22 protein-coding genes and 3 tRNA genes are annotated in these 25,995 nt (G+C 66.0%); 6 read left to right on the top strand and 19 right to left on the bottom strand.

Annotation, left to right across the window (positions count from 1 at the left end; all coding sequences use genetic code 11):
* Positions 1-13: 13 nt before the first annotated feature.
* Complete coding sequence (locus QX010_RS00320) at positions 14-1,240, bottom strand: MFS transporter (protein ID WP_316176937.1); 1,227 nt, start codon at positions 1,238-1,240, stop codon at positions 14-16.
* A gap of 116 nt (positions 1,241-1,356) precedes the next feature.
* Between QX010_RS00320 and QX010_RS00315 the strand changes: the two genes are divergently transcribed.
* Positions 1,357-2,607, top strand: a complete 1,251-nt coding sequence (locus QX010_RS00315) for a NupC/NupG family nucleoside CNT transporter (protein ID WP_316176935.1) — start codon at positions 1,357-1,359, stop codon at positions 2,605-2,607.
* Here the strand turns inward: QX010_RS00315 and QX010_RS00310 are convergent.
* The 3 genes from QX010_RS00310 to QX010_RS00300 form a co-directional block, all read right to left on the bottom strand.
* Entirely contained in the window at positions 2,545-4,566 is a 2,022-nt protein-coding gene (locus tag QX010_RS00310; RefSeq protein WP_316176933.1) for an acyltransferase family protein, read from the bottom strand. The genes QX010_RS00315 and QX010_RS00310 overlap by 63 nt on opposite strands.
* A gap of 222 nt (positions 4,567-4,788) precedes the next feature.
* Positions 4,789-5,367, bottom strand: a complete 579-nt coding sequence (locus QX010_RS00305) for a cupin domain-containing protein (protein WP_316176931.1) — start codon at positions 5,365-5,367, stop codon at positions 4,789-4,791.
* 133 nt (positions 5,368-5,500) lie between these two features.
* Positions 5,501-5,785: an usg protein gene (locus QX010_RS00300; protein WP_315801107.1), complete on the bottom strand. Its 285-nt coding sequence runs from the start codon at positions 5,783-5,785 to the stop codon at positions 5,501-5,503.
* 380 nt (positions 5,786-6,165) lie between these two features.
* Between QX010_RS00300 and groES the strand changes: the two genes are divergently transcribed.
* Positions 6,166-6,480 carry a co-chaperone GroES gene (groES, locus tag QX010_RS00295; RefSeq protein ID WP_315801108.1) on the top strand — a complete coding sequence of 105 codons (315 nt, stop codon included), beginning with the start codon at positions 6,166-6,168 and terminating at the stop codon, positions 6,478-6,480.
* Between the two features lie 147 nt (positions 6,481-6,627).
* Complete coding sequence (groL, locus tag QX010_RS00290) at positions 6,628-8,268, top strand: chaperonin GroEL (protein WP_315719441.1); 1,641 nt, start codon at positions 6,628-6,630, stop codon at positions 8,266-8,268.
* A 165-nt stretch (positions 8,269-8,433) separates the two neighbouring features.
* Here the strand turns inward: groL and lepB are convergent, their stop codons facing one another.
* The 10 genes from lepB to QX010_RS00240 form a co-directional block, all read right to left on the bottom strand.
* Positions 8,434-9,216 carry a signal peptidase I gene (gene lepB / locus QX010_RS00285; RefSeq protein ID WP_316176930.1) on the bottom strand — a complete coding sequence of 261 codons (783 nt, stop codon included), beginning with the start codon at positions 9,214-9,216 and terminating at the stop codon, positions 8,434-8,436.
* A 158-nt stretch (positions 9,217-9,374) separates the two neighbouring features.
* Positions 9,375-10,718: an RtcB family protein gene (locus tag QX010_RS00280; RefSeq protein ID WP_316176928.1), complete on the bottom strand. Its 1,344-nt coding sequence runs from the start codon at positions 10,716-10,718 to the stop codon at positions 9,375-9,377.
* Positions 10,719-10,877: 159 nt separating this feature from the next.
* Complete coding sequence (locus QX010_RS00275) at positions 10,878-11,366, bottom strand: 2OG-Fe(II) oxygenase (RefSeq protein WP_316176927.1); 489 nt, start codon at positions 11,364-11,366, stop codon at positions 10,878-10,880.
* A 138-nt stretch (positions 11,367-11,504) separates the two neighbouring features.
* Positions 11,505-12,656 (bottom strand): slipin family protein, encoded by a 1,152-nt coding sequence (locus QX010_RS00270; RefSeq protein ID WP_315801112.1) that lies wholly within the window; start codon positions 12,654-12,656, stop codon positions 11,505-11,507.
* A gap of 356 nt (positions 12,657-13,012) precedes the next feature.
* Positions 13,013-13,078: transfer RNA gene (locus QX010_RS00265), tRNA-His, on the bottom strand.
* A gap of 2 nt (positions 13,079-13,080) precedes the next feature.
* Positions 13,081-13,153, bottom strand: a tRNA-Phe gene (locus QX010_RS00260).
* 438 nt (positions 13,154-13,591) lie between these two features.
* A complete protein-coding gene (locus tag QX010_RS00255) occupies positions 13,592-14,128 on the bottom strand; it encodes an HNH endonuclease (protein ID WP_315801113.1) in 537 nt (178 codons plus the stop codon).
* A 42-nt stretch (positions 14,129-14,170) separates the two neighbouring features.
* Positions 14,171-14,245, bottom strand: a tRNA-Asp gene (locus tag QX010_RS00250).
* Positions 14,246-14,287: 42 nt separating this feature from the next.
* Positions 14,288-14,476, bottom strand: coding sequence for a hypothetical protein (locus tag QX010_RS00245; RefSeq protein WP_315801114.1), 189 nt, complete (start codon positions 14,474-14,476; stop codon positions 14,288-14,290).
* 1,197 nt (positions 14,477-15,673) lie between these two features.
* Positions 15,674-16,861, bottom strand: a complete 1,188-nt coding sequence (locus QX010_RS00240; protein WP_316176924.1) for a tlde1 domain-containing protein — start codon at positions 16,859-16,861, stop codon at positions 15,674-15,676.
* Positions 16,862-17,401: 540 nt separating this feature from the next.
* Here QX010_RS00240 and QX010_RS00235 point away from each other — a divergent pair.
* On the top strand, positions 17,402-18,199 hold the full coding sequence (locus QX010_RS00235; protein WP_315801116.1) for an FkbM family methyltransferase: 798 nt from the start codon (positions 17,402-17,404) through the stop codon (positions 18,197-18,199).
* Between the two features lie 8 nt (positions 18,200-18,207).
* Here QX010_RS00235 and QX010_RS00230 read toward each other — a convergent pair whose 3' ends face one another.
* The 3 genes from QX010_RS00230 to QX010_RS00220 form a co-directional block, all read right to left on the bottom strand.
* Complete coding sequence (locus tag QX010_RS00230; protein WP_316176922.1) at positions 18,208-19,725, bottom strand: glycosyltransferase family 39 protein; 1,518 nt, start codon at positions 19,723-19,725, stop codon at positions 18,208-18,210.
* Entirely contained in the window at positions 19,722-20,855 is a 1,134-nt protein-coding gene (locus QX010_RS00225; protein WP_315801118.1) for a glycosyltransferase family 2 protein, read from the bottom strand. The genes QX010_RS00230 and QX010_RS00225 overlap by 4 nt, the downstream gene beginning before the upstream one ends.
* A 351-nt stretch (positions 20,856-21,206) precedes the next feature.
* Complete coding sequence (locus QX010_RS00220; RefSeq protein WP_315801119.1) at positions 21,207-21,407, bottom strand: hypothetical protein; 201 nt, start codon at positions 21,405-21,407, stop codon at positions 21,207-21,209.
* 157 nt (positions 21,408-21,564) lie between these two features.
* Between QX010_RS00220 and QX010_RS00215 the strand changes: the two genes are divergently transcribed.
* Together QX010_RS00215 and QX010_RS00210 are read left to right on the top strand one after the other, a co-directional pair.
* A complete protein-coding gene (locus QX010_RS00215) occupies positions 21,565-22,389 on the top strand; it encodes a DUF72 domain-containing protein (protein ID WP_316176920.1) in 825 nt (274 codons plus the stop codon).
* A gap of 16 nt (positions 22,390-22,405) precedes the next feature.
* The gene (locus QX010_RS00210) at positions 22,406-22,867 is read left to right on the top strand and encodes a DUF488 domain-containing protein (RefSeq protein ID WP_316176918.1); all 462 of its coding nucleotides are present in this window, start codon (positions 22,406-22,408) and stop codon (positions 22,865-22,867) included.
* 4 nt (positions 22,868-22,871) lie between these two features.
* Here the strand turns inward: QX010_RS00210 and QX010_RS00205 are convergent, their stop codons facing one another.
* Complete coding sequence (locus tag QX010_RS00205) at positions 22,872-24,557, bottom strand: tannase/feruloyl esterase family alpha/beta hydrolase (RefSeq protein WP_316176917.1); 1,686 nt, start codon at positions 24,555-24,557, stop codon at positions 22,872-22,874.
* Between the two features lie 91 nt (positions 24,558-24,648).
* Positions 24,649-25,959 carry an adenylate/guanylate cyclase domain-containing protein gene (locus tag QX010_RS00200; protein WP_316176915.1) on the bottom strand — a complete coding sequence of 437 codons (1,311 nt, stop codon included), beginning with the start codon at positions 25,957-25,959 and terminating at the stop codon, positions 24,649-24,651.
* Positions 25,960-25,995 lie beyond the last annotated feature (36 nt).

The following is a 25,995-nucleotide window of genomic DNA, read 5'->3' as shown; positions in this document are numbered from 1 at the left end:
CGATGCTGGCCCGCTACTCCAACCGCTCGACCTTCCTCAGCTCGGGAAACAGCTTCATCCACGCCAGCGCGATCGCGATCGTGCCGAGGCCGCCGAGGATGGCGGCCGGCATGGCGCCGAACAGCGCGGCGGTGACGCCGCTCTCGAACTGGCCGAGCTGGTTGGAGGCGTTGATGAACAGGAAGTTCACCGCGCCGACGCGGCCGCGCATCTCGTTGGGCGTGGCGAGCTGGACGAGGGAGAAACGGATCACGACGCTGATCGTATCGGCGGCGCCGAGAATGGCGAGCGCTGCGACCGAAATCCACATCACCTGCGAGACGGCGAACACGACCGTCGCCGCACCGAACACGATGACCGCCTGGAACATGCGCAGGCCAACGCGCCGCCGAATGGTGTAGCGCGCCAGTACCGCCGTCATCGCCAGCGCGCCGACCGCGGGCGCGGCGCGCAGCACGCCGAGCCCGAACGGCCCGGTGTCGAGGATATCGCGCGCATAGATCGGCAGCAGCGCAGTGACGCCGCCGAGCAGCACGGCGAACAGATCGAGCGAGATGGTGCCGAGGATCGCCGGATTGGCGCGGATGAAGCGGACGCCGTCGAACAGATCGTCCTTGCTGCCCTCGAGCCGCTCGGCCGGCACGTCATCAGGCACCTGCATCAGGCCGGTCAGGGCCATGCCTCCGATCCAGAACAGCATCATGATGCCGTAGGGCACACCGGGCGCGACGGCATAGGCGAAGCCGCCGATCGCAGGCCCCGCGATGGTCGCGAGCTGCGCGGCACCGCTCGACAGCGCGCTCGCCCGCTGTAACGTGCCGGCCGGCGCGATCAGCGGCAGCAGCGCCGCGGTCGCGGGGCTCTCGAACGCGCCGGCAATGCCGAGCACGAAGACCGCCGCGAACAGCTGGAATTCGCCGAGCTGGCCGGTAGTGGCGCCCCAGCACAGATAGAGCGCGGTCAGCGCCTCGACGAGCTGACAGAGCTGCACGACGCGCTTGCGCTGGAATCGGTCAGCGGCGCTGCCGGCGACGAACACCAGCAGGGCCGTTGGCAGGAACTGGATCAGCCCGACCATGCCGAGATCGAAGGCGCGCCCGGTCAGATCGTAGATCTGCCAGCCGATCGCCACCGCCGCGATCTGGCTCGCAAAGCGCGACAGGCTGCGGGACGACAGGAAGAACAGGAACGCGCTCTGCTTCAGGAGATCGCGCGCGCCGATCGGGACGGTGGACGACATAATGCGCCTGCGTGACGCAGCCCTCATGGCTTGTCAATCGCGGGCCCCGCATGGCCGCGCGGCATTGCACGCGGCAGTTCCCTGCGCTCATAATGAAACGGGGTTCGGGGGATCTGATGCTTCAGCTGCAATCGGGGTTCGGGATCGTCGCGCTGCTGGCGATCGCATGGGCGCTCGGCGAAAACCGGCGCGCGGTGTCGTTGAAACAGGCCGGGCTCGGGCTGGTGGTGACGCTCGTGACGGCCATCGTCCTGCTCAAGGTCCCCGCCGTCGCCCGCGCGTTCGGCGCCATCAACGATGTCGTGGGCGCCATCTCGTCGGCCTCCCGGGCCGGCACCTCGTTCGTCTTCGGCTATGTCGGCGGCGGCCCCCTGCCCTTCGACCTCAAGGCGCCCGGTGCCGATTTCGTGCTCGCCTTCCAGGCGCTGCCGATCGTGCTGGTCATGAGCGTGCTCACGACGCTCTTGTTCTACTGGCGAGTTCTGCCGCCCTTGGTGCGCGGCATGGCCTGGCTGCTGGAGCGCACCCTCGGCGTCGGCGGCGCGGTCGGCCTGTCGACGGCCGCGAATGTCTTCCTGGGCATGGTGGAAGCGCCGCTGTTCATCCGGCCATATCTCGCGCAGATGACACGCAGCGAATTGTTTCTCGTTATGACCGGCGGCATGGCCGGCATCGCCGGCACCGTGCTGGTGCTCTACGCCACGCTGCTGGCGCCGCTGATCCCCGACGCTGCCGCGCATTTCGTCATCGCCTCGGTGCTCGGCGCGCCGGCGTCGATCCTGATCAGCCTGATCATGGTGCCAGAGACCTCGAAGCAGCTCACCGGCGGCGCGCTCGCAGATCCCGGGACCGAGGCCACCTCGACCATGGACGCGATCGTCAAGGGCACCAGCGCCGGGCTCGAGCTCTTGATGAACATCGTGGCGCTGCTGCTGGTGCTCGTCGCGCTGGTGCATCTCGCCAACGCGATCCTGTCGCTGCTGCCCGCCATCGGCGGCGCCGACGTCTCGCTGCAGCGGCTGCTCGGCCTCGTGATGGCGCCGGTGTGCTGGCTGATGGGCCTGCCATGGCCGGAGGCCGTCACCGCCGGCAGCCTGATGGGCACCAAGACGGTGCTGAACGAGCTGATCGCCTATGTCGAGCTGGCGAAGCTCGATGCGGGCGCGCTCGATCCGCGCGCGCGGCTGATCATGCTCTATGCGATGTGCGGCTTCGCCAACTTCGCGAGCCTCGGCATCATGATCGGAGGGCTCGGCACCATGGCGCCGACGCGGCGCGACGAGATCAACGCGCTCGGCCTCAAGTCAATCGTCTCGGGCACCCTCACCACCTGTCTGATGGGTGCGATCGTCGGCCTGCTGACGTAAGCTGAGCTCCGTCGCCTGCGGGAGAAGCAGCGGCGCGATCCGGGCCATCACATGGCGCGAGCCCGCCGCGGTGAGATGCGCGTGGTCGAAGGACAGCGGGACGTCGCCGGCGGTGAGCGGGCAGCGGCCGTTCTCGCAGACCGCCGACAGGATCGAGACGTAGGAAAAGCCCTCGCCACTCGGCAGCGCAGCCTGCATCGCGGCATCCAGCGCAAAGATGTCCGAGCGGACGAATGCCGCGGGATCGGGCGTCACGCCGCGCAGGGTGGCGCGTGCCAGCATCGACGGCAGCCGCGCGCGGAACTGCACGGAGGGACCGAGCAGGACCACCGGAATGCCGGCCTCCTGCAGCCGTTGCAGCGTCTGCTTGAGGTCGCGCACCATGCCGGCGAACCGCGGCGGGCGCGCGTTCTCCAGCCAGTCCGCCGACATCACCACGAGGTCGGGCCGCGCTTGCGCGAAATAGTCGCGCATCTGGCTCGCCAGGGCGCGGCAGGCCGCGACGCCCTGCGTCTCCGCGCTGAAGGTCGGCATGCAGGTGGGCTGGCTCGCCTGCATGATGTTGACGGTGTCCGGATCGAGCTGGGCCTTGAGGCCGTGATAGTAGTGGGCCGCAAAACTGTCGCCCCACAGCAGCACATTGGTCTTGCCGGCCACCGCCTGCAGACAATCCTCGGCGACCCGGCCGTCCGGTGTCGTGAAGCAGGTGCCGTAGCGATAGACCGGCTTCATGTCGTAGGCATTGTAGGCGTCCAGCCGCTGCGCCGCGCGGTCGTTGTCAGACACCGCGCCGGCGCGCAGCAGGCCGACGCCGCTGCCGGCCAGCAGCAGCAGGCTCGCCAGCGCCGCAAGACCGAACGCGGCGCGCGGAGTCGCCGCGAGCCGGCGGTTGCGGAACGGCTGCTCGATGAAGCGCCAGGACAGCGTGGCGACCGCGACCGTGAGGACGAACAGGGCCGCCCGCTCCCAGCCGTCGAGCGCGAGACCGGGCTTGGCGAAGCGCGCGAAGGCGAACAGCGGCCAGTGCCAGAGATACAGCGAATAGGAGATGCGGCCGAAGAACGCCGCCACGCCGAGCGGCGACAGCGGGCTGCGCGGCACATTGGCCACGCCGGCGCCGCTCCACAGGAACAGCGCCGCGCCGAGGCATGGCGCCAGCGCGTCGACGCCGGGGAAGCCCGGTCCGGGGCGCAGCGCCAGGATCGGCACCGCCATCAGCAGCAGCGACAGCGCGCGGGCGCCGCGCTGAACGAGACCCGGCCGCGGCGCGGGAAGGCCGGATATCGCGACCAGGCTGCCGAGCAGGAATTCCCAGGCGCGCGGCGGGCTGAGGAAGAACGCGCTCGCGGACGCGCCGCCGCGCATCAGCATCAGGCCGAGCGCGAACGAGCCTGTGGCAAGCAGCGCGAGAGTGACCGGCAGCGCGAGCCTGTGGCCGCGCGCCAGCCGCAGCACGGCCCAGACCACCACGGGCAGCACCAGATAGAACTGCTCTTCGACCGCCAGCGACCAGGTATGCAGCAGCGGCTTCTCGACCGCCGCGTGGTCAAAATAGCCGGACTGCAGCCAGAAGAAGATGTTCGAGGTGAAGGTGACGACGGCGGCCGCGGAACGGAGGAACTCGGCGCGCTCGGAGCCCAGCATGTCCTGCGACGCCGGGAGCGCCGCGAACGCCACCATGGCGTAGAGCGCCGGCAGCAGCCGCCGCACCCTCCGCTCGTAGAATTGTGCGAACGAGAAGCGGCCCTGCGCCATCTCTGCCGCGATGATGCCGGTGATCAGGTATCCTGAGATGACGAAGAAGATGTCGACGCCGACGAAGCCACCGAAGATCGCCGGCGCCTCGAAATGGAATGCGACGACGGAGAGCACCGCAATGGCGCGCAGCCAGTCGATGTCCTCGCGATGGCCTGCACCTGAAGCCGAGCCGGCGCCCGCGTTGGCGATGCGAGGCTGCATCGATGCACGCGTGCGAGGCGCGCACGCAATGGTCGGAGCGAACTGGACGACGAAGCGCGGCAACGGGACGGGTACGCCTTTACGCAAGCCCGCGACGAACACGTCTGACGGATTCGTCGCCGGCCCATCCGTCCCAATGACGCGAGACCGGATGTCAACACACACGCGCGATGGGACCGCCGTCCACCGCGTCGCGGATGTTTCCATCCATTTCTGTCGGCTTTACGTCGACAGTTCGACGGTTTTGAAGTCGGCCGGCAGGATCACCTCGAGCAGCTCGACGTCGTCGGAATAGTCGAGGATCATGTGGCGGATCTTCGGCGGCTGGGTCCAGCAGCTGCCCTCCTTCATCAGCGTCTCGCCGACGCCTTCGAGGTAGCTCTTCACCCAGCCCTTGAGCACATAGACCATCTGGAAGTCGATCGCATGGGTGTGCAGCTTGGAGACTTCCTGCGGATTGCACGGTGGCAGCATGCGGATGACATGCGCGCGCGCCAGGCCGTGCGTCGCGTCGGCGATGCCGAGGTCGCGATAATGCGCATAGGCGCGCAGGCCGTCGGCCCTGAAATCCTCCTCGCGGTGATGGCTGATCGCGACCTTCTGCTTGCGCCGGCGCGGCGCCGGCGCTGGCCGCCCCTTGCTCACGAGCGCCTTGCGCGCGGACGGTGCAGCCGCCCTGCCTGGCTTGGCGGCTGTTTTGGCGGCAGTCTTCGCCGTCGGCCTTGTCTTTGCGACCTTACGCGGCGCAGCCTTCGCGGCGGCGCGTGATGATGATGTGGTGCTGCGGCTCTTCTTGGCCATGGCGCTCTCCCTGCGAGTCCTCGGGTCAGAGGCTATCACAATTGGGGGGACTCGGCAGAGCTCCAACAAAGGTCGTCATTCCGGGGCGTGCGCAGCACGAGCCCGGAATGACACCGATGGCGGGGTTGTCAGCTCAATGCAGCACGAACACGCCGTCGACGGCGCGCAGCTCGGCGGGCTTGATCAGCTTGGAATGCGCCACGGTGACCGAGTACAGCGGGCCCTCGATCTTCTCCTCCCAGAACGCCAGGAAGTCCTGCAGCGCAGGGAATTTCGGAAACAGGTCGTAGTTCTGCCAGACATAGGTCTGCAGCAGCGAGCGATGGTCCGGCATCCGATACAGGATCTGCGCGGTCGTCAGCCCGTAACCCAGCACCTGTTTCCGAAAGTCCTCGGAAACCTCAACCCTCGACACCATGCCAACCTCCGTTTCTGGAGCGCATGTCCGTGTGGCCGACCGGGGATGGAGCCACCCGGCAACGATGCGCTCACTGCCTAGAAATGTGACGCATGTCCTCAACCCATCTCAAGCTTAAATGTTTAACGACATGTTGAAAAATGCTGCATTAGCAGCCACTTAGCCCAGGTGCTAATACGGGGTTTCGCGGTTCGTTCCGCCTCCGTTAACGCTGTCGGAACGCTTTGGCAGAGCCCGCGATCGACTGCTAATTTTTCTGCTACAAGGCCTTGCCCGGCATAAAACTCTCCCCTAAATCCAGCCCGCGTGCTGGCACTCGCCGGCGCCGACTGCCAAATCTCCAGAAACTGACAATCGCTTCAATACCTTAGGAGGACTGTATGGCTTTCCGTCCGCTTCACGACCGCGTCGTGGTCAAGCGCATCGACGCCGAAGAGAAGACCGCTGGCGGCATCATCATCCCCGACTCGGCCAAGGAAAAGCCCTCGCAGGGCGAAGTGATCGCGGTGGGCCCCGGCGCCCGCGACGAGAGCGGCAAGCTCGTCCCGCTCGACGTTCAGGTCGGTGACCGCGTGCTGTTCGGCAAGTGGTCGGGCACCGAGGTCAAGATCGACGGCCAGGAGCTGCTCATCATGAAGGAGAGCGACATCATGGGCGTGCTCACCGACACCGCGGCCAAGAAGAAGGCCGCCTAAGCGCCGTTGCCCCTCATCCTGAGGAGCCGGCTTGAGCCGGCGTCTCGAAGGATGAGGCCCCAACCACCTCCTCATCTCGTCCTTCGAGACGCCCGCTGCGCGGGCTCCTCAGGACGAGGATCTCGATCAAAACCAGGGAAACCCAATATGTCAGCGAAAGACGTAAAGTTCGGCGTCGAAGCCCGCGACCGCATGCTGCGCGGCGTGGACATTCTCGCCAATGCCGTGAAGGTCACGCTCGGTCCGAAGGGCCGCAACGTCGTCCTCGACAAGTCGTTCGGCGCGCCGCGCATCACCAAGGACGGCGTCACCGTCGCCAAGGAGATCGAGCTCGACGACAAGTTCGAGAACATGGGCGCGCAGATGGTGCGCGAAGTCGCCTCGAAGTCCGCTGACGCGGCCGGCGACGGCACCACCACCGCGACCGTGCTGGCCCAGGCCATCGTCCGCGAAGGCGCCAAGGCGGTTGCCGCCGGCATGAACCCGATGGATCTGAAGCGCGGCATCGACCTCGCGGTCGAGGCGGTCGTCGCCGATCTCGTCAAGAACTCCAAGAAGGTCACGTCGAACGACGAGATCGCCCAGGTCGGCACCATCTCCGCCAACGGCGACTCCGAGATCGGCAAGTTCCTCGCCGACGCCATGAAGAAGGTCGGCAACGAGGGCGTGATCACCGTCGAGGAAGCCAAGTCGCTCGAGACCGAGCTCGACGTCGTCGAGGGCATGCAGTTCGATCGCGGCTACATCTCGCCCTACTTCGTCACCAACGCCGACAAGATGCGCGTCGAGATGGACGACGCCTACATCCTCATCAACGAGAAGAAGCTGTCGTCGCTGAACGAGCTGCTGCCGCTGCTCGAGGCCGTGGTGCAGACCGGCAAGCCGCTGGTCATCGTCGCCGAGGACGTCGAGGGCGAGGCTCTGGCCACGCTCGTCGTCAACCGTCTGCGTGGCGGCCTGAAGGTCGCTGCCGTCAAGGCGCCGGGCTTCGGCGATCGCCGCAAGGCCATGCTGCAGGACATCGCGATCCTGACCGGCGGCCAGGCGATCTCGGAAGACCTCGGCATCAAGCTCGAGAACGTCAACCTCTCCATGCTCGGCCGCGCCAAGAAGGTGATGATCGACAAGGAGAACACCACGATCGTCAACGGCGCCGGCAAGAAGGCCGACATCGAGGCGCGCGTTCAGCAGATCAAGGCGCAGATCGAGGAGACCACCTCGGACTACGACCGTGAGAAGCTGCAGGAGCGTCTGGCCAAGCTCGCGGGCGGCGTCGCGGTGATCCGCGTCGGCGGCGCGACCGAGGTCGAGGTGAAGGAGCGCAAGGATCGCGTGGATGACGCGATGCATGCGACCCGCGCGGCTGTCGAGGAAGGCATCCTGCCGGGCGGCGGCGTCGCCCTGCTCCGTGCCTCCGAGCAGCTCAAGGGCGTCCGCGCCAAGAACGAGGACCAGAAGACCGGCATCGAGATCGTCCGCAAGGCGCTCTCCGCCCCGGCCCGCCAGATCGCCATCAACGCGGGCGAGGACGGCTCGGTCATCGTCGGCAAGATCCTCGAGAAGGAGCAGTATGCGTACGGCTTCGACTCGCAGTCGGGCGACTACGTGAACATGGTCTCCAAGGGCATCATCGATCCGACCAAGGTCGTGCGCGCCGCGATCCAGAACGCAGCGTCCGTGGCCGGCCTGCTGATCACCACCGAGGCGATGGTCGCCGAGCTGCCGAAGAAGAACGCCGGCGGCCCCGCGATGCCTCCGGGCGGCGGCATGGGCGGCATGGACTTCTAAGTCCGGCCTCCTCGCGAAGATACCAAGGGCGCGGCGAAAGCCGCGCCCTTTTCTTTGCTCAGAGCGTAGCCCGCATGAGCGAAGCGATATCCGGGGTCTCGAGAACCAGAGTCGGCAGTGCCGCTCGTCGCTTCGCTCGTGCGGGCTACGACATCCGCGACCGGCCTACCTCACCATCGTCCCGATCCGCTCGAAGCGGATGCGGCCGGGCCTGCCTTTGCCGGCACCGGCGGCCGAAAAGAAGATCATGGCGGCGCGGCCGATGACGTTCTCGATCGGCACATAGCCGATCTGGGACAGCACGCGGCTGTCGGTCGAGTTGTCACGGTTGTCGCCGAGCATGAACAGCCGGCCGGGCGGCACGACGAAGACATTGGTATTGTCGAAGAAGCCGTTGCTGACGCAATCCAGCGTCTCGTAGCTCACGCCATTCGGCAAGGTCTCGCGCCAGCGCTTGACGCGCTCGGTCGCCTCGCCCCCGCAGGCCGCCTCTCCGGTCAGATCCTCGACCCGCTCGCGCGCGACGGCCGTATCGTTGATGTAGAGCACTCCGTCCTTCATCTGGACGCGATCGCCGGGCAGTCCGACGACGCGCTTGATATAGACGGTCGCATTGTCTTTCGGCAGGAAGAACGCGACGACATCGCCGCGCGCAGGCGTCGCACCCCAGATCCGCGCCGACGGCGGCAGCGACGAAGGCCATGACAACGGCCAAGTGAAGCGGCTGTAGCCATAGGGATATTTCGACACGAAGAAGATATCGCCGACGAGAAGCGTTGGAATGTTCGAGGATGAAGGAATGTTGAACGGCTGAAACAGAAAGGTGCGGATCAGCACCGGCGAAGCCAGCAGCAGGCAAAGAGCCACGAAGCCCGCGATGAAGATCGCTACGATCGCCCACCACGGCTCGCGCCTCGGCCCGGTCGCGCCCACCTCCAGGCTCGTCATCGCGTCTTCCCCCTCTTCACACCCTGAGGATGAGGGAAGGCCCGAGCCTGCGCAATCACCAAATGAACCGGAAGCCACGCGGCTGCCGATGATCTCCAGCCCCTGCCCATTCGTCAACGAGAGGCCGCCCGTGGGCGACCTCTCCCTGATCGTAGCTCTCACCGTCCCTTTCGCCACGGCGCGTCGGCTTCCCAGTCGCCGGCCATGATCGAGCCGTAAGGGATCACCTCGTCAATCACCTCGCCGAGCCCGTAGCGTGCGATCTGCGCCCGCACCGACGCGGCGTTCTTGTAGGCCTGCGGCAGCTCCGACAGATCGGGCTTGCCGCAATAGAAGCGCGCGTCGATGCCATCAGGCAGCTCGGGACGATTCTCGCGCAGAAAAGCCTTCCGCCCGAGATTGCGCCCGGCGCCATGTGGCGCGAAGCCGAGCGCGTCCTTGTTGTCCCGGTGCTTCAGGATCAGCACCGGCTCGGCCATGTTGAGCGGCACGATGGTGCGTCCGTCATCATCGGCCGAGAAGCCGGACCAGTTCGGCGTCGCCCCCTTGCCGTGATAGAACAGGCCGTCGCTCTTCTGGAAAACGAAGTTGTGCTCGTTCCAGAACCGGTCCGTGACGGCGTTGCCGAGCTTCGCCGCCGCGAGGTCATGGATCGCGTGGTGGTTGGCCCTGGTCCACAGCCGCGCCACCTGCAACGCCTCCCAATACGCCCGGCCGTCGTCGCTCGACGCCTTGATCCAGGCGCTGTGCTCCGGGACCTTCGGCGCGTGGATCGCGGTGTGCCGCTTCGCCACCGCCATGCCGCGCTTGTAGAGCTGCGCACCGAAGCCGCGCGAGCCGTGATGCGTCACCAGCGCCGCCTGACCGGTCGATTTGAGATGACCGACATAAGCGAAGTGGTTGCCGTCGCCCTGCGTGGCGAAGTGACCGATCGCGAAGCGCTCCAGCCCCTTCAAGAAGGGGTTGGCCTCGAACCCCGCCATCACCTCGTCGCGCGGCTGATGCAGCCGGTCGCGGCCGCCGGGACCGAAATGGGTCACCGCATTGACGGCATCGAGGATGCGCTTGGGATCGTCCTTGCGCGCGAACACGGTCACCGCCACCGAGCAGCAGATGTCGGAGGAGTGAAAGCCCGGATGGATCGCGTCCTCGCAGGCCACCACGCCGCCGACCGGAATGGTGCCGAGCGCCGTCCCCGACGGGCAGGCGTCCGGCATCACGGCGCCGGCCACGATGGTCGGCACCCGCATCAGGGCATCCATGTGCTGTGCGACCGCCGCGACGTTGGCGCGCTCGAGCTCGTTGTCGGCATCGATCAGCATCGCGAACGGCACGCCGTTGGTGCGCATCAAGGTCTCCACCGGCTGCAGCGCCTGCAGTGCCGCGAAGATCGCATCGTCGTTGGCGCCATCAGAGCGCATCGCATTCGCCGTCTCCAAGCCCTGCTTGAACCAGCGGCTGGGCTTGAAGCCCCAGGCGATCAGGGTGTTTCCGTCGATCATGGCACGTCTCGCATTTCATACAGGTCAGTTTGTAGCATCGGGCGGCGGCTGCGTTCATTGCCGGAACGGCGCGCAGCCTGTAGCCCCGATGAGCGTAGCAACATCCGGGGTCTCAAGATCAGCAGTGATCGACCCGCACGTCGCTTGCGCTCATGCGGGCTACGCTGTCCGCCGATACATCACGTCGGTTCGCAACACGTATTTGCGGCGCTGCGTGACAGGATCGCCGCGATGCATGATGGGATGATGGAACAGCAGCGCCATCCCTTTTTCCGGTGCGATGCGCAACGGACCATCCGGCATCAGACCGGTGTCGTCGCAGAACGACGTCGTGCCGCCTCCAAAATCATCGTTCAAATAGACCATAAAGGTGAATTGGCTGCGCTCACCATCGTCACGCTCGAAATGCCCGTCACGATGCCATTCAAACTTCTGTCCGACGTCGTAGCGATAGATCCGCAGCCGCTCGTTCAGCCCGACCGGCTGCCAGCGATGCTGGAACGACGGTGCCAGATGGCCGGCGAGGCGCTCGTAGAGATCCCGCGCGCGCCCGGCGTCATCGATGATGACACGATCGTTGTTGCGATGATCCTTCACGCCGCGAGGCGCAAACAACGTCGCCTCCTCGAACCCCATCAATTCACCCAAGCGGATATACTCCTCGCACTCAGCGATGGAGAAGAAATTCGCGATCGTCTCGATGTTGTCAGCTCTCTAGGTCATCTCGGTCATGATCTCTCCTCCGTTGGCAGCGAGAAGCCGCCCGTGGGCGGCCTCTCTTGTCCATCACGCCGCATCGGGCGCCTTCAGCCGCACCAGCCGCGTCAGCAGCGCGTCGAGGCCGGCCCCCTCACCGGCGTGCAGGTCGATGCGGCCGACCTTTTCGACCAGGCGCTCCAGCGACTCCAGCTCCTTGAGCCGCAGCAGCAGCGGGTTCTCCTCCATCAGCCTGGCGGTGTTCAGGAGCGAGCGCGTCGCCGCGGTCTCCTCCTGGCGGCGGATCAGGTTGGCCTTCGCCAGCCGCTCCGCCTCGACCACCTTGTTGACGAGGTCGCGGATCTCGCCGGGCAGGATCACGTCCTTCACGCCGAGCTCCGCGATCTCCACGCCCGAGCCGTCGAGCCGCGCGCGCACGTAGTCGCGCAGCTCCGCGTCGAGCGAGGCCTTCGCCGCCAGCACCTCGTCGAGCGTGCGCGACGCCACCGCCTCCCGGATCGCGAACTGCACCAGCCGGTACAGCCACGCGTCCACGTCGGGCGACGTCGCCACCGCCGCCTCCGGATCAACGATCCGGCGAAACGCCGTCAGCGTCACCCGCAGCGCGATGCGATCCTTGGTCAGCATCTCCTGCGCGGTGATTTCGAGCACCGTGGGCCTGAGATCGAGGCGCTTGACCTCGATCTTGCGGCCGACCGCCCAGAAGGCATGCCGGCCCGGCGCCAGCCGCTCGGTCAGCCTGCCGTCGACATGGAGCAGACCGGCCTCGTGGTTCTCGACCACGGCCTCGGTCACGATGCCCGGCCGGTTGCGCTCGATCATCGCCAGGTGCCGCGCGCTCACGCGCACGTCGCTGGTGATGTCGATGCGTTCGACCTCGACATCAGTCGCGACCGTCCAGTAGACGCGGGTCTGCCAGGGCGTGAGCAGATGCGTCGGCCGGCCGTCGAGGCTGACGATCGCGATCTCGTTCGCGCCGGTCTCCACCGCCTCGAACAGCTCCGCGGCGAGATCGGGCCGTGCGGCCTTCAGCACCGCGTAGCGCTCGGTGGTATATTCGGTGCGGACGACGTCGAACACCTGCACCTTCAGCCGGTGCAGCGGATCGAGCAGCACATGGCGGCCCGGCGCGAGCACCCGCATGAGCTGGCCGTCGCGCCAGACCAGCGCCCGCTCGCCATCCTCCACCGTCACGGTCTTCGTCACCAGATGCCAAGTCACAACACACTCCCACGGTTTGCTTTCCGGCCCATCGGCCAGAATGCTGATGTCATCGATCAAAGGACGTGAGGACCGGACGACGCTTCCTGCGTGAACTGAGCGGGCCGAGGCTTGAGCGTCTGACGATGCCGGGCGCACGCGCGCGGTCGCGCGAACCATAAGTCCGAGCGTCCTTGCGCAGCCTTCCCGACATCTTCGGACGCGGTATCCACCGCGGCGCAGAGCCGGCTCTGCAGTGTCTTTGATCTGGTCGAAATGCCCTCGAAATTTTCTTGGGCAAAACGGCCGGACCGCGACTGAAGCGCGCGTCCGGTCCTCGTCAGAGGCGATTAGCTTTTCAGGCTAAACCGAAGCGCTGGAGCGGGAGTCGAACCCGCGACCCGATGAATCATAATCATCTGCTCTATCCAACTGAGCTATCCTTTGGTGGTGTCGACCGGAATCGAACCGATGCCTTCGGGCCTTCAACCCGACGCTCTCCATGAGCTACAGACTCCTTGCTCTTTGCGACGACGGAACACGGGACCGGACACCGGCCGCGCCAGTCGGGATCTCAGCGAGCCCGAACCAAAGTCATCACGAAGGATCGTTCTGCTACATGCAATTCCCATTTTACGCAAGACAAACATCTCGCTCATTTTCACTGCCGATCTCGTCGTTACTAATTAGATACACTTCGATCTCTCGATCATCAAAGAATGTCGCCCGCATGAGCGAAGCGGCATGCGGGTTCATACACGCAGCTCGTGATACCCCGAATATCGCTGCGCTCATCCGGGCTACAAACGCGCCACTACAAGCACGTGACCACCACGTAGCCCGGATGAGCGTAGCGACATCCGGGTTCACACGCGCAGCTCGTTGAACACCGCATGTCGCTCACGCCGCCGCCCGACGGGCGACGACGTGAGCTCATCTGGGCACCACGGCCATCGTCAGCGCTCCAGCTCCACGTCCCAGTAGAGATAGTCCTGCCACGTCTCGTGTAGGAATCTCGGCGGGAACAGGCGCTGTGCGGCCATCAGCTCGTGCCGCGTCGGCTCGAACGGCGGCCGCCGCGGCTTGAGGTGACGCCGGTCCTTGCGCGCGTTGCAGGGACTGCAGGCAGCGACGATGTTGCTCCACGACGTCTCGCCGCCATCGGCGCGCGGCACCACGTGGTCGAACGTCAGCTCGCCGTGGAGATAACGGCCGCCGCAGTACTGACACGTGAAGCGATCGCGCAGGAAGACGTTGAAGCGCGTGAACGGCACCCGCGTCGCCGGTCTGACGTAGTCGCGCAGCGCGATCACCGACGGCAACCGCATCGTGACGCTCGGGCTGCGAACGACCCGATCGTACTCGGCAACGACGACGTGCGATCCGCCGACCACGGCCCTGACCGCATCCTCCCAGCTGAACACGGACAACGGAAAGTAGCTCAGCGGCTGGAAGTCGGCGTTGAGAACCAGTGCCGGATTTGTTGCTGACATCGTCGACCTCCTCTCTCGGCTCGTGATCTCATCGGGTCATGTTGGCGCCGATGACGGGAATCGAACCCGCCTTACCGGATCGACAGTCCGGTCCCTTCGCCAGATGGGAACATGGGCCTGTTCGCCGCGCCCGGCCTGCGCCGGCACGATCATGGTCAATCAGTCGAATCCAGCCGGAGCATGCTCCGGCCGAACGCCATTGATGTAGTCGAGATAGATCTGGCGAGCGCGCGCCTCGGTGACGCCGCGGCAGGCCATGACGATGCGCACGAAGGCAAGCGCCACCGGCGAGCACAGTGCTCGCGTGTGGTCGGTTGTCTCGGAATCTGGGCTCATCATGCGGGTCATCAGACCCTCCGCTCTTGGTGCGGAGGGTCGAGATCCCGCCGCGAGTTACACTTGTGCTGGAATTCGCAGTCCCGATTTGTCCAGGGACAGCACGAGATTGGCAGGACCCTGACATGCGACGCCCATGCCGGACCCATCGCGCGACCAGGTAAACGGTCGTTCGTTGGCGGGGGCGTTCGCGAGATGTGAGCGTAGGCTCAACACGGTCGTGGTCCTCAAGAGCGCGCCGGCAAACGGCGCATCGATTTCGATGGGGCAGAGCTATGCGCAGAATTTCCCGAAGCCGTCAAGGCCGCAGCGCGAAGCGATGGCGTTGCAGTCCCCTGCACCGCGACAGATTTGCAACAACCAGACTGCTCGCCGGGCAAATCAGTTGCGCATTCTCGCGAGCTACAAGGTCGCAAATGGTCATTCGAGCGATCGAAAATGCGTGCGCGCGGAAGCTCATTTGTCGAGCACAGCCAATGGGATCACCACGCTCACCGCCGAGCCCGAACATTTTCCTCTTTCCAAAAATCAGAAATCATGCATTCTATGCCGGTCCCGCCCTCATGAGAGGGGCGCTTCGCGATCGTCATGAACGTGGAGGGCGGGATGCGGTGGGCGCATCGCCTCGCAGCGTGACTGCGGTCATGCCGACGAACGCGGAGATGCGCACGGCGAAGTCGTGATGTCCTGACACCCCGACGCTGGTGTCAAGGTCGAGAGAGACGAATGCTCCGACCGATGGTGGCCAGACAGCCGGCGCACCAGGGAGACCACGTATAAGCCGTCAATCCATCGCGCGGGGAATGCCGGATGATGCGGCTGAACCTGTGGTGACTGCCGCCTGCTTTCTTTGTTGCAGGCGGGCCATGGGTGAGGCCCTCACCCGGCATTCCCCGCGCCCTCTTGTTTGCAGAGGGTGATCCAAAGCCAAGGCTCGAACGCGAAAGCGGGTGCGAGGCTGATGACGCATGCCGGGCATCATTGTGAGCGAAGCGCCTGTGCGGCGGCTCTCTCAGTTCGTCATTCCGGGACAGCCGCGCAGCGGCTGGGCCCGGAATCCATACTTCCGATCGTGTTATGGATTCCGGGCTCAGCCCTGCGGGCTGCCCCGGAATGACGATGCGGAGAGAGCAGACGAAAATCCGGTGCCGAAATGACGAAGAGGACCGAGTCGGCGCTATGACAACGGCAGAACGTGGCCGGCGCCGCTCACTCGATGCGGGCGAGGACGGCGAGCTTGCGGATGCCCTTGTTCTTGTAGGCATCGAGGAACGCGTAGTAGTCGCGGAACGACACGCAGCCGTTGGAGTCGCCGTTCGGGCCGAGCATGAACGTGTGCGCCAGCAGGCCGTTGCGGCCGTGGATGGCGTCCTCGCCGCCGATCGGGTTGAGCCGCAGCGCCGGCACGCCATGGAACAGCGCCTCGCGCGGCTTCAGCTCGTAGATGTGCGGCGGCGTGACGCCGCGCATCTTGATCTTCTCCGAGCTCGGCTTGTCGAGGTTCTCGCCGAGGCCGGAATGCGCCTCGAGCTTGGTGCCGTCGGGCAGATACACCGCCTTGGCCGAGATGTCGTAGACCGCGGTGCTCAAATCATACGGCGGCCGGCCGCCGCGGGTCGGATCCTTGGCGATGCTGGCGGTGATGTTGGAATCAGCCGAGGCGTAGGCCAGGAGCCCGCCATCCTGGTTCTCCGGCTTGCCCCAGAGCTTTTCCTGGATCGAGTGGCGATCACCCGCGATCGACAGCACCGCCGCCTTGGCGCGCTCGGTCATCGCGCGCAGCGAGAAGCCGCTGCTCTTCGGCGCATTGGCCTCGGCAGCCTGCGCCGGCGTCACGGGCTGCTGCGGCTGCGCGGCCGGCTTGGTATTGGCGAGCGCCAGCTGCATCGGCGGCCGGGCATCCTTCTTCGGCGCCTCGGCAACCTTCGCAGGCTCAGCCGACTTGGCTTCGGACGGCTTCGTCTCGATCTGCCTGGCCTCGACGGGCCTGGGCGGCGCGGCTTCGGCGAGCTTGGACAGCGGCGGCGCGCCGTTCGCGGCGTTGGAGGCCACGCCCTGCGGCACGGCCGCGCCGAAGCGGTCGTTGAACATCTGCGGCGTGATGGCGGCGACCGTGGTGACGGGGGGAGATTCCGGGAATGCCGAGAAGGCGTCGCCCACCGCTTCGGCGGCGCTGCGCGTCGCGAGCCGCGGCGCAGGGCGCACGACGGGCTCGTCCTGCTCGATGCTGCCCAGGGTCGGATAGGCGTCGGCCGCGATGATCTTGGTATAGACCGTCACGGCGCAGCCCCCGATCAGGCATGCGATTGCCGCGCCACCGATCAATTTGTGAGAGAACGCGATCAGGGAGGACTTCCTGCGATTTCGTGCGGCCAACGCAGCTCGACTGTTACTCATTCACTCACGCCCGAACGAATACTCGACAACTCTCGCTCGATGCGCCACGGACACCCGCTTTGCATCTCGCAGAAGCACAGAGCTTCATTAAGGCGACTTTTAGTTAAATGCTGATTAAGTTTTGGCGGATTAGGGGCGGGTTAACCTTCAGGGCCTGTTTTGCCGTCAAAGAGGGCGGAAACAGGGCAAAACTGCAGCCACATGCAATATTACCGTACCGGGAAAATCCGGAGAGGCAGCATCCGTCGGCTGCGCCGATCCGTAAAACAGCGCACGCCGCGTTAACGATTGGGCCGGGGCGGCGGCGCGCGATCGATGATCTCTCGTTTGCGCGCGCTGACGAGGTAAAGGCCGCAGATCTCGCCGGTCGAAAGCCCCCGCTCCGGCAGGCCGGGCGCGACAAGCGCATCCGTAGCAACCCGGAGCTACAGGCGCTGTGGCCGCTGGCGGCAGTATGGTACGGGACGATTCTCTGCGACACTCCGTCGGCGAATCGTACCGCGTCCGCTCCCTGCCGAGACGACACGAGAGGACCTCTCCATGCAGATCCCCGACCGGAAGCTGGCCTTCGTGCTGGCCTCGACCAATCAAGGTACGATGATCGTCAACCGGCTCGACTATCGCATGATCGACGCCAACCGCGGCTACGGTGTCGGCTTCCAGATCCTCAACACCGGCGCGTTCGATCCGGGAGAGGTGCAGCTCGCCGTCCGCCTGCTCGGCGTGCGCCGCAGGCACTATGGCGACGGCGCGGTCGCAATCGACTGTGGTGCCAATATCGGCGTCCACACCGTCGAATGGGCGAAGGCGATGACCGGCTGGGGATCCGTGCTCTCGATCGAGGCGCAGGAGCGGATCTACTACGCGCTCGCCGGCAATATCGCGATCAACAACTGCTTCAACGCGATCGCGATCCATGCCGCGGTCTCCTCGGAGCGCGGCGTGCTCAACATCCCAAGCCCGAACTATCTGACCCCGTCGAGCTTCGGCAGCCTCGAGCTGCGCCAGCGTCCCAACACCGAGTTCATCGGCCAGGCCATCGACTACGCGAACGATACCGTCGAGGTGCGCAAGCTTCCGCTGGACGATTTCAACCTGCCGCGCTGCGACCTGATCAAGCTCGATGTCGAGGGCATGGAGCTCGAGGCGCTCGAAGGGGCGGCGGCGACGATCGAGCGCTGCACGCCGATCATGCTGGTCGAGAAGATCAAGACCGATGCCGACCAGTTGCGGCAATGGTTCGATCGCCGCGGCTACAAGACCGTCGACGCCGATATCAACATGGTTGCGATCCACGGCCGGGACAAGGCGCTGGCCGATATCATCCCGCAGGCCTGAGGCGCGCGTCAGCGCTGCAGCTCCGGCGGCGACGTGCGGTCGAGGAGCTCGGCCTTCGGCTCGCCGAGCGAGTAGAACGCGTAGGTCTCGATGGTCAAGGGCCCGCGCTTGCGCGCGGCCTCGCCGACCTTCTCGATGCGGCCGAACGTTTTGCTCACGTAGACCCGCGTCGCGATCTGTGCCTCGTCGACGAACAGTTGCGTCCCCGCGAGCTTGGCCGGATCAGGCTCGGGAAAATTGACCCAGCGGATGCGCTGGATCGGCTGCAGCACGCAGGTCCCCGGCGGGAGATAGAACGACAGCCAGGCGGTGGTGCCATAATCCATCGCCAGCACGCAGGAGGCGCCGACGCGCACGCGTGCCGCCTCGATCTCGTCGGCCAGTGGGCGCCAGCCGACGCCGACACTGCGCACCGTGGCGTCGCGCCGGTAGCCGGACAGCAGGCCCGTGTTCGCCTGCACGATCAGCGCAACGAACATCACGACGCCGGCGGGCAGCGCCCAGCGCAGGCAGAATGCCGCGGTGCGCTGCTCGCGCGCCGACCAGGCGACGAGATGGGCCGCCGCCGCAGCAGCCACTACGAAGGCCGGATAGATTGGCGCGAACCAGTTGGCCTCGACGCGGGCGTGCAGCGAATGCCAGACGAAATAGGCGACGATGACCCAGACCATCGCCTCGATCAGGACGCGTGCCGCCGCGTCCCCTGCCCGGCGGCGGGCCAGGCCATAGAGGCCCATCACGCCGAGGATGAAGACCAGCGGGGTGGCGAAGGCGAACTGCGTCGGGATGATCTCGGCGATGTAGACGGGCCTGACCGCCTCGACCCTGGCGCGGCCGAGCTGCTTGATGAACGACACCCATTGGTGATCGGCATTCCACAGGATCACCGGCGAAAACAGCGCCAATGCGACGAGGCCGCCGAGATAGGGCCAGGGCGAGGCCAGCCAATGGCGCAGCCTCGGCACGGCAACGAGCCAGATCAGGATCGCCGCGCCGAAGAACAGCGATGTGTATTTCGACAGCAGCGCCGCGCCGACCGCAGCACCGACGGCGAGCCACCAGACGCCCCTGCCGGTCTCCAGCAGCTTGGCGCAGAAGAACAGCACGAAGCTGGAGGCGACCAGCAGCGGCGCGTCGGGGGTCACGATCAAGGTGCCGACTGCCGCCATCAGGGTGACGTTGAGCAGCAGCGCCGCGGTCGCCGCCACGCGCACGCCGCCGAACAGGATCTCGGCCGTGCGATAGACCGCATAGCTCATGGGCAGGCCGAGCAGGATCGAGACCAGCCGCACGCCGAGCTCGCTGTCGCCGGCGATCAAGGTGCCCAGCCGGATCACGACCGCCACCATCGGCGGATGGTCGTAATAGCCGCCGGCGAGATGCTTCGACCACATCCAGTAATAGGCTTCGTCGAAAGTGATCGGCGTGACCGCGGCCGCGATCAGCCTGACAATGACGAGGCCTGCGATGGTCAGCCAGACATTGCGGACCAGCCGGGCGTCGTCGGCGCCTGCCGCAGAGGTCATCGCTTGCGCCAGACGAACAATCCGGAGATCGCGTAATTCCACACCACGCCCATCAGCGCGCCGGCCGCGCCCGCCAGCCACCAGATCGGCTCCTGGTCGTAGACCGAGAAGGCGACGCCGACATTGGCCAGCAGCCCGACCGAGCAGACCAGATAGAACACGAGCAGGCCGCGCAGGATGGCAAAGCCCTTCAGCCGCTGGTCGCGATAGGTGAGGAAGTTGTTGAGGATGAAGTTCGAGGTCATCGCCACGAAGGCGCCGAGCGCCTGTGCCTCGGCGAACGGCATGTCGAACAAATTGAGACCGAGAAACAGCGTGGCGAGATGGACCACCAGGCCGGTGCCGCCGACCATGGCGAACAGCAGGAAGCGCAGCGACACCACGTCGTTGGTCATCTTGGCCAGCACGAGGCCGAGGAAGTCGAGCGCGACCATCGAGTCGAGCTTGCTCTCGCCATGCAGGCGCGAGCCGAACGTATAGGGCACCTCGACCGTCTTCAGACCGCCCTCGGCGCTGGCGATGATGTCGAGCAGGATCTTGAAGCCCTGCGTCGACAGTTTTGGCGCGATCTCCTCGAACCGATCGCGGCGGATCATGAAGAAGCCGCTCATGGGGTCGTTGACCTCGACCTTGAGCGCGCGGCGCGCGATCTCGGTGGCGAAGGCGCTGGCCCCGGCCCGCTTGCTGTCGAAGCTCGCCGCGCTGCCGCCCTCGATGTAGCGGCTGCCCACCACGAGCTCGGCCGCGCCGCTCTGCAGCAGCGACAGCATCTTCGGCAACTGGGTCTCGTCGTGCTGCAGATCGGCGTCGATCACAGCCGCATAGGGCGCGCTGGCAGCCAGGATACCCTCGATGCAGGCGCCGGACAGGCCGCGCCGGCCGATGCGGCGGATGCAGCGGACGCGCTGGTCGTTGCGCGACAGTTCGCGCACCACCTGCCAGGTGCCGTCCGGCGAGTTGTCGTCAACGAACACGACCTCCCACGGCACGTCCTTGAACGCCGCCTCCAGCCGCCGATACAGCGTGGTGACATTGTCGCGCTCGTTGAAGGTCGGAACGACCACCGAAACGATCGGAATTTCAACGGTTTGCTGGGCCACTTGCGGGGCCGGTCGGAGGGCGTCGGTCATGGTGCGGATGCGTATATCCGCCGCGTTCCGCACTGCCAAGCGCGACGGCCGCCGGAAACTGCAAAAAGGGCGAACTGTGGCGCCGCCGTGCACCGCCGCGAATCCGGCCCAAAAACGCCAACGACCACAAACAAAGGGCGCGCGTACATCCGGCGCAGCCGCTCTGCCGTGGTCGTCTCGGTGCCGGAGCCGTTGAGCTCGACGTCACCCTCCTTCCCCAAATGGGGTGCGCCGGCCGAAATGCAAGGGCCGTCCGCCGTAGCCCGGCTGAGCGGAGCGACATCCGGGTTCAGGCGAACTCTTCGGGAGACCCCGGATGTCGCTCCGCTCAGCCGGGCTACGAAAGCCAGCCTAGTTCGGAACCTCGCGGACGACCGGTCCCCGCACCGCCGGGGCCACTGGGACGGTCTGCACCGGCGTGGGCGGCAGCTCGACCTTGGCCGGCTGCATCTGACGGGCCATCGGCCCGACGGGAACATAATAGAAGGCTGCCGCCAGCACGGCGGCCCCGACGATCGCGCCCAGCAGGCCACCGACCGATTCCGCTCTCATTGCCATATCTCCCCTTCCCGGCCCACGTCCTGGATACACGAGCCTCCGGAGCACGGGAAGAGCGACGCCCCAACAGCGCCGAACTGGCCAGAACCGGTCCGGTTGACTATCGTCTCCGTACCGCAACACCCTCGGCAATCAGCATCGGAATCGGTCCGTGAGCAAAGCCCCCGCACGCGCCTCGCAATCCAAGAGCCACATCTACATCGGCATTGGCGGCTGGACCTTCGCGCCGTGGCGCGGCGTGTTCTATCCGGACAAGCTGCCGCAATCGAAAGAGCTCGAATACGCCGCCTCGAAGCTGACCTCGATCGAGATCAACGGTACCTATTATGGCTCGCAGAAGCCGGAGAGCTTCCGCAAATGGGCGCGCGAGGTGCCGGACGGCTTCATCTTCTCGCTGAAGGGACCGCGCTTCGCGACCAATCGCCGCGTGCTTGCCGAAGCCGGCGATTCCGTGAAGCGCTTCTACGACACCGGCGTGCTCGAGCTCGGCGATCGGCTCGGACCGGTGCTGTGGCAGTTCGCGCCGACCAAGAAGTTCGACGAGGCTGATTTCGGCAAGTTCCTCGAGCTGTTGCCGCGTGAGCTCGACGGCCGCAAGCTGCGTCACGTCGTCGAGGTCCGCCATGACAGTTTCTGCGTCCCCGGCTTCGTCGCGCTGCTGCGCGAGTTCGCGACGCCGGTGGTCTTCGCCGAGCACGGCAAATATCCGGCGATCGCCGATGTCGTGGGTGATTTCGTCTATGCCCGGCTGCAGAAGGGCAATGACGAGCTTACGACGTGCTATCCGCCGAAGCAGCTCGACGCCTGGGCAAAGCGATTGCAGCTCTGGGCCAGCGGCAGCGAACCGGACGACCTGCCCCGGGTTGACGACAAGCCGGCGAAGAAGATGCCGCGCGACGTGTTTGCCTATGTCATTCACGAGGGCAAGGTGCGCGCGCCAGCCGGGGCGATGGAGCTCATCGAGCGCGTGAGCTGACGCGAGGGGACGCACGATGGCCAAGAGCAAGACCCTGTTCACCATCGGCTACGAGCACACGCCGGCCAAAGCCGTGCTCGACGAGCTGCAATCGGCCGGCGTCAAGCTGCTGGTTGACGTGCGCGCGGTGGCGGCCTCGCGCCGGCCGGGCTTCTCCAAGAGCCAGCTCGCCGCCGGGCTCGACGAGCGCGGCATCGGCTACGTCCATCTGCGCGGGCTCGGCACGCCGAAGGAGGGCCGCGAAGCCGCGCGCAGCGGCCATTACGACACGCTGCACAAGATCTACAGCGCGCACCTGAAGACGCCGCAGGCGAAGGAGCAGATGGACGAGCTGGCCGCGCTGGTGAAGAGCGCCGGTCCCGTCTGCCTGCTCTGCTACGAGCGCGACCACGCTCATTGCCACCGGCAATGGATCGCCGAGATCATCGAGGACCGCGACCAGGTCAAGGTGAAGAACCTGGTCGCGCCGCAGGTCTGACGCCTCACTCCGCCGCACAGGTGAAGGATGACGCCTGCTCGACGTCGCCGCTGACATATTTGGCGAATGTCGGCCACGGGCACAGCGGCCGCGTTCGCTGCGGGCTCCATGTCGATGGCAGCTCCTTGTTGGCCGCATTGACCGAGGCCGTGATCGCCTCCGGCGCCTTGCCCTTCTCGACCCAGTCCATCAGCGCGCCCAGCGCATCGAATTTCTCCAGCGCGATGCCGCCGCCGCAATGTGTCTCGCCGGGCAATGCAAACAGGCGCACAAACGTGTCGGCCTTGCCCTGCACGTTGGCGTCGAGCTTCTCGTACCAGCGGATCGTGTCGTTGAACGAAAACACCGGATCGGCCTGACCGTGGTAGATCAGCATCTTGCGGGCCCCATTCTGGAACGCCGGCAAGGTCGGGTTATCGACCGCGGGCGGCGCCATGAAGTCCATCGCCGACTCCGTGAACGGGCCTTCCTTGGCGTAGATCTTCGGCGCGTCCTTGTCGAAGTCGAAGGTCTGCAGCTTCTCGACGAGCTTGTCGGGCGAGCCCTCGATCTCGACCGGCGGCGTGGAGAAGATGTAGTTGAGCGAGGCGCCGCCCATGGTGGCGATGATCGGAAGGTTGTTCCAGGGCGCCACCGGGCTCTCGACCTTCCAGGCGCGCCAATTGCCGGTGCCGACGCCACCATCCACCGGCCAGTCGGAATACAGCGGCTCGCCCTTGGAATTGTGTGGGCCAGCGAACACTTTCTTCAAAGCATCGACCTTGGCGGCCGGCAGGCAGGCGTCGGTCGCGCCGGCGGCGCAGCGGAGGCTGTCGAAATTGAAGGCCTTCTGGCAGGCTTTCAGGTTGGCCGTGAGGCCGTCCTTGGCGCCGTCGAGCCCGTCGCAGACCTCCGTGATCCTGGAGGCAATCAGCCTGGCATCGTCCCGCGTGATCGACTTGCGAATATCGGCATCGGCCTTGGTCAGCGCCTGCACGTCCCAGGCGTGCTGCACGGCCGCGCGCGGCAGGTTGAAGCCGGGGTTGCCGACCAGGAAGCCGTCATACTGCTCGGGCATGCGCTCGGCAGCGACCATGGTGTGGCGACCGCCATTGGAGCAGCCGGCGATGTAGGAATAATCCGGCTTCCTGCCGTAATGCGCCGAGATGATCGCCTTCGCGATCGGCGCCAGCGTGATGTCGGCCGAATAGCCGTAGTCGCGGCGTGCTTGCGGATCGAGGCCGAAGGCGGAGCCGGACGCAAGCCCGCGCGGCTTGTTGGCGGGATCGTTGCCGGAGTGGCCGCTGTCGGACGACAGCACCGCGAAGCCGCGGGCCAGCGGCGTGATGCCACCGCTGACGAGACCATCGGCCTTGTCGCCGAGCGCCGGCACCACGACGCCGTCATTGCCGCCATTGACCTGATGCAGGAAGCGGCCGTTCCAATTCTCCGGCAGCCGGATCTCGAACTGGATCGCATAGGCATGGCCGTCGACGCCGGTGCGCTCATTGACCTTGCCGGAGAGGATGCAATGCCGCGGCAACCCGTCGGCGGCCTCCTGCAGCTTCGATCCCGTCAGGGTCAGCCCTGGGACCTTCAGCGCCTCTGCCGTCACCTTGCTGCAGGCAGCATCCTCGGCTCCCGCTGGCCCCCCGCCGGCTGCGCACGCGAGGCTTACCCCAGCCAAAAACAGCGCCCCGGTTCGGATCATGCATTCCCCCCTGATGATGCTTCTCATTGGGGTCAGTTAAACGCGGAGACCGTGCAATGTAAATCTCCGACAGCGAGCGACGGGTTGCCAGTCAGTGCAATTGCCAGACCTCGAACGGCCGATCGTAGCCGCGCACCGACACCGCGCCGTGGAAGACGGCGTCGCGCGCCCCGTCGCCGGCGGCCTGCCGCACCGCGCTCGAGATCAGGAGGCGCGAATCGAGCTCCTTGTTCAGCGCCTCGAGGCGGGAGGCGAAGTTCACGGTATCGCCGATGACGGTGTATTCCTTCCGCCGCGGCGACCCGATGCTGCCGGCAACGACCTCGCCGAGATGAACACCGATCCCGATCCGCAGCGGCCAGGACGACATCGCATTGACGCGGTCCATGGCGGCGACCATCTCGCGGGCCGCCGCGACTGCCTGCGGGGCCGCATCGCGCGACTCGAACGGCGCGCCGAACAGCGCCAGGAAGCCATCGCCGAGGAACTTGTTCACGATGCCGCCATGGCGCTCGAGAATCTCGACGAGAACAGCAAATGCGCCGTCGAGCCGGTCAACGACCTCCTGCGGCGTCTTCGACCGCGCCGCCGCGGTGAAGCCGCGGAAGTCGACGAACATCACCGCGACCTCGTGGATGTCGCGTGCCTCCGCCGTCCCCTCCTTCATCAGGCGCTCGACGACCTGGGGCGAGACGTGCTGGCCAAACAGATCCGTGACGCGGTCGCGCGCCGACGCGGCCTCGATGCTCGCCGCGAACTGGCGTCGCAGCTGCACGCTGACAGCACCAGCGAGCATCCCGCACAGCAGGATGATGAAGCTGCGCTCACCGTGATAGTAGATCTCCGGATTCTGGCTGAGATCGATCGAAGGCCGGTCGAACAGCGCCACCACCAGCAGCTCTACCGCGGCAACCAGACCGGTGAAGCTCGACAGCCAGAAATCGAGACGAAGCGTCGAGAGAACGATGAAGATGAAATAGACAAGTGGCGCGCCGAAGCCCAGTGCCTTGTCGTGACCGATGCCCTCGATCTGCAGAACGAGGACGAACGTTGGCAGCGAGGTCTCGACCAGCGCGCTGACATAGCGCCAGATCACCGGCACGTCACGGCCGTGGCGGATGTCCGACTTGATCCTGAACAGGATGAGAGTCTCGAAGCCGATGAAGACCACGATGATCGCGTAGACGTAGAGGACCCCGATCCGGCTCGGCCAGATCCACTCCGAGATCTTGGGTTCGAAGGTTTCGACCAGCACCGATATCACGAGAAACAGCGCCGCAGTGCTGATCAGCACCCTCACGCGCAACAGCTCGGTGTTCAACGTCTGGCGCATCAGCGCCTGGTTGAACGTAGCCGACGCCGCCGGCTCCGCGCCGGCCTGCCCTTCCCACGAGATCGTCATCCTGCCCCAGCCATCTTCTGAGCCCGGCCGCCATTG

The sequence above is a fragment of the Bradyrhizobium sp. SZCCHNRI1009 genome (genome assembly GCF_032487575.1).
Classification (GTDB): domain Bacteria; phylum Pseudomonadota; class Alphaproteobacteria; order Rhizobiales; family Xanthobacteraceae; genus Bradyrhizobium.
The sequence above is the reverse complement of the archived record's forward strand: the minus strand, read 5'-3'. Positions and strand labels throughout refer to the sequence as shown.

What these genes read in the sequence shown, in the direction of transcription:
- QX010_RS00320 (WP_316176937.1), bottom strand. Translation starts at nt 1,240, where the DNA reads ATGTCGTCCACCGTCCCGATCGGCGCGCGCGATCTCCTGAAGCAGAGC.
- QX010_RS00315 (WP_316176935.1), top strand. Translation starts at nt 1,357, where the DNA reads ATGCTTCAGCTGCAATCGGGGTTCGGGATCGTCGCGCTGCTGGCGATC.
- QX010_RS00310 (WP_316176933.1), bottom strand. Translation starts at nt 4,566, where the DNA reads ATGCAGCCTCGCATCGCCAACGCGGGCGCCGGCTCGGCTTCAGGTGCA.
- QX010_RS00305 (WP_316176931.1), bottom strand. Translation starts at nt 5,367, where the DNA reads ATGGCCAAGAAGAGCCGCAGCACCACATCATCATCACGCGCCGCCGCG.
- QX010_RS00300 (WP_315801107.1), bottom strand. Translation starts at nt 5,785, where the DNA reads ATGGTGTCGAGGGTTGAGGTTTCCGAGGACTTTCGGAAACAGGTGCTG.
- groES (WP_315801108.1), top strand. Translation starts at nt 6,166, where the DNA reads ATGGCTTTCCGTCCGCTTCACGACCGCGTCGTGGTCAAGCGCATCGAC.
- groL (WP_315719441.1), top strand. Translation starts at nt 6,628, where the DNA reads ATGTCAGCGAAAGACGTAAAGTTCGGCGTCGAAGCCCGCGACCGCATG.
- lepB (WP_316176930.1), bottom strand. Translation starts at nt 9,216, where the DNA reads ATGACGAGCCTGGAGGTGGGCGCGACCGGGCCGAGGCGCGAGCCGTGG.
- QX010_RS00280 (WP_316176928.1), bottom strand. Translation starts at nt 10,718, where the DNA reads ATGATCGACGGAAACACCCTGATCGCCTGGGGCTTCAAGCCCAGCCGC.
- QX010_RS00255 (WP_315801113.1), bottom strand. Translation starts at nt 14,128, where the DNA reads ATGTCAGCAACAAATCCGGCACTGGTTCTCAACGCCGACTTCCAGCCG.
- QX010_RS00245 (WP_315801114.1), bottom strand. Translation starts at nt 14,476, where the DNA reads ATGACCCGCATGATGAGCCCAGATTCCGAGACAACCGACCACACGCGA.
- QX010_RS00240 (WP_316176924.1), bottom strand. Translation starts at nt 16,861, where the DNA reads ATGAGTAACAGTCGAGCTGCGTTGGCCGCACGAAATCGCAGGAAGTCC.
- QX010_RS00235 (WP_315801116.1), top strand. Translation starts at nt 17,402, where the DNA reads ATGCAGATCCCCGACCGGAAGCTGGCCTTCGTGCTGGCCTCGACCAAT.
- QX010_RS00230 (WP_316176922.1), bottom strand. Translation starts at nt 19,725, where the DNA reads ATGACCTCTGCGGCAGGCGCCGACGACGCCCGGCTGGTCCGCAATGTC.
- QX010_RS00225 (WP_315801118.1), bottom strand. Translation starts at nt 20,855, where the DNA reads ATGACCGACGCCCTCCGACCGGCCCCGCAAGTGGCCCAGCAAACCGTT.
- QX010_RS00220 (WP_315801119.1), bottom strand. Translation starts at nt 21,407, where the DNA reads ATGAGAGCGGAATCGGTCGGTGGCCTGCTGGGCGCGATCGTCGGGGCC.
- QX010_RS00210 (WP_316176918.1), top strand. Translation starts at nt 22,406, where the DNA reads ATGGCCAAGAGCAAGACCCTGTTCACCATCGGCTACGAGCACACGCCG.
- QX010_RS00205 (WP_316176917.1), bottom strand. Translation starts at nt 24,557, where the DNA reads ATGATCCGAACCGGGGCGCTGTTTTTGGCTGGGGTAAGCCTCGCGTGC.
- QX010_RS00200 (WP_316176915.1), bottom strand. Translation starts at nt 25,959, where the DNA reads ATGACGATCTCGTGGGAAGGGCAGGCCGGCGCGGAGCCGGCGGCGTCG.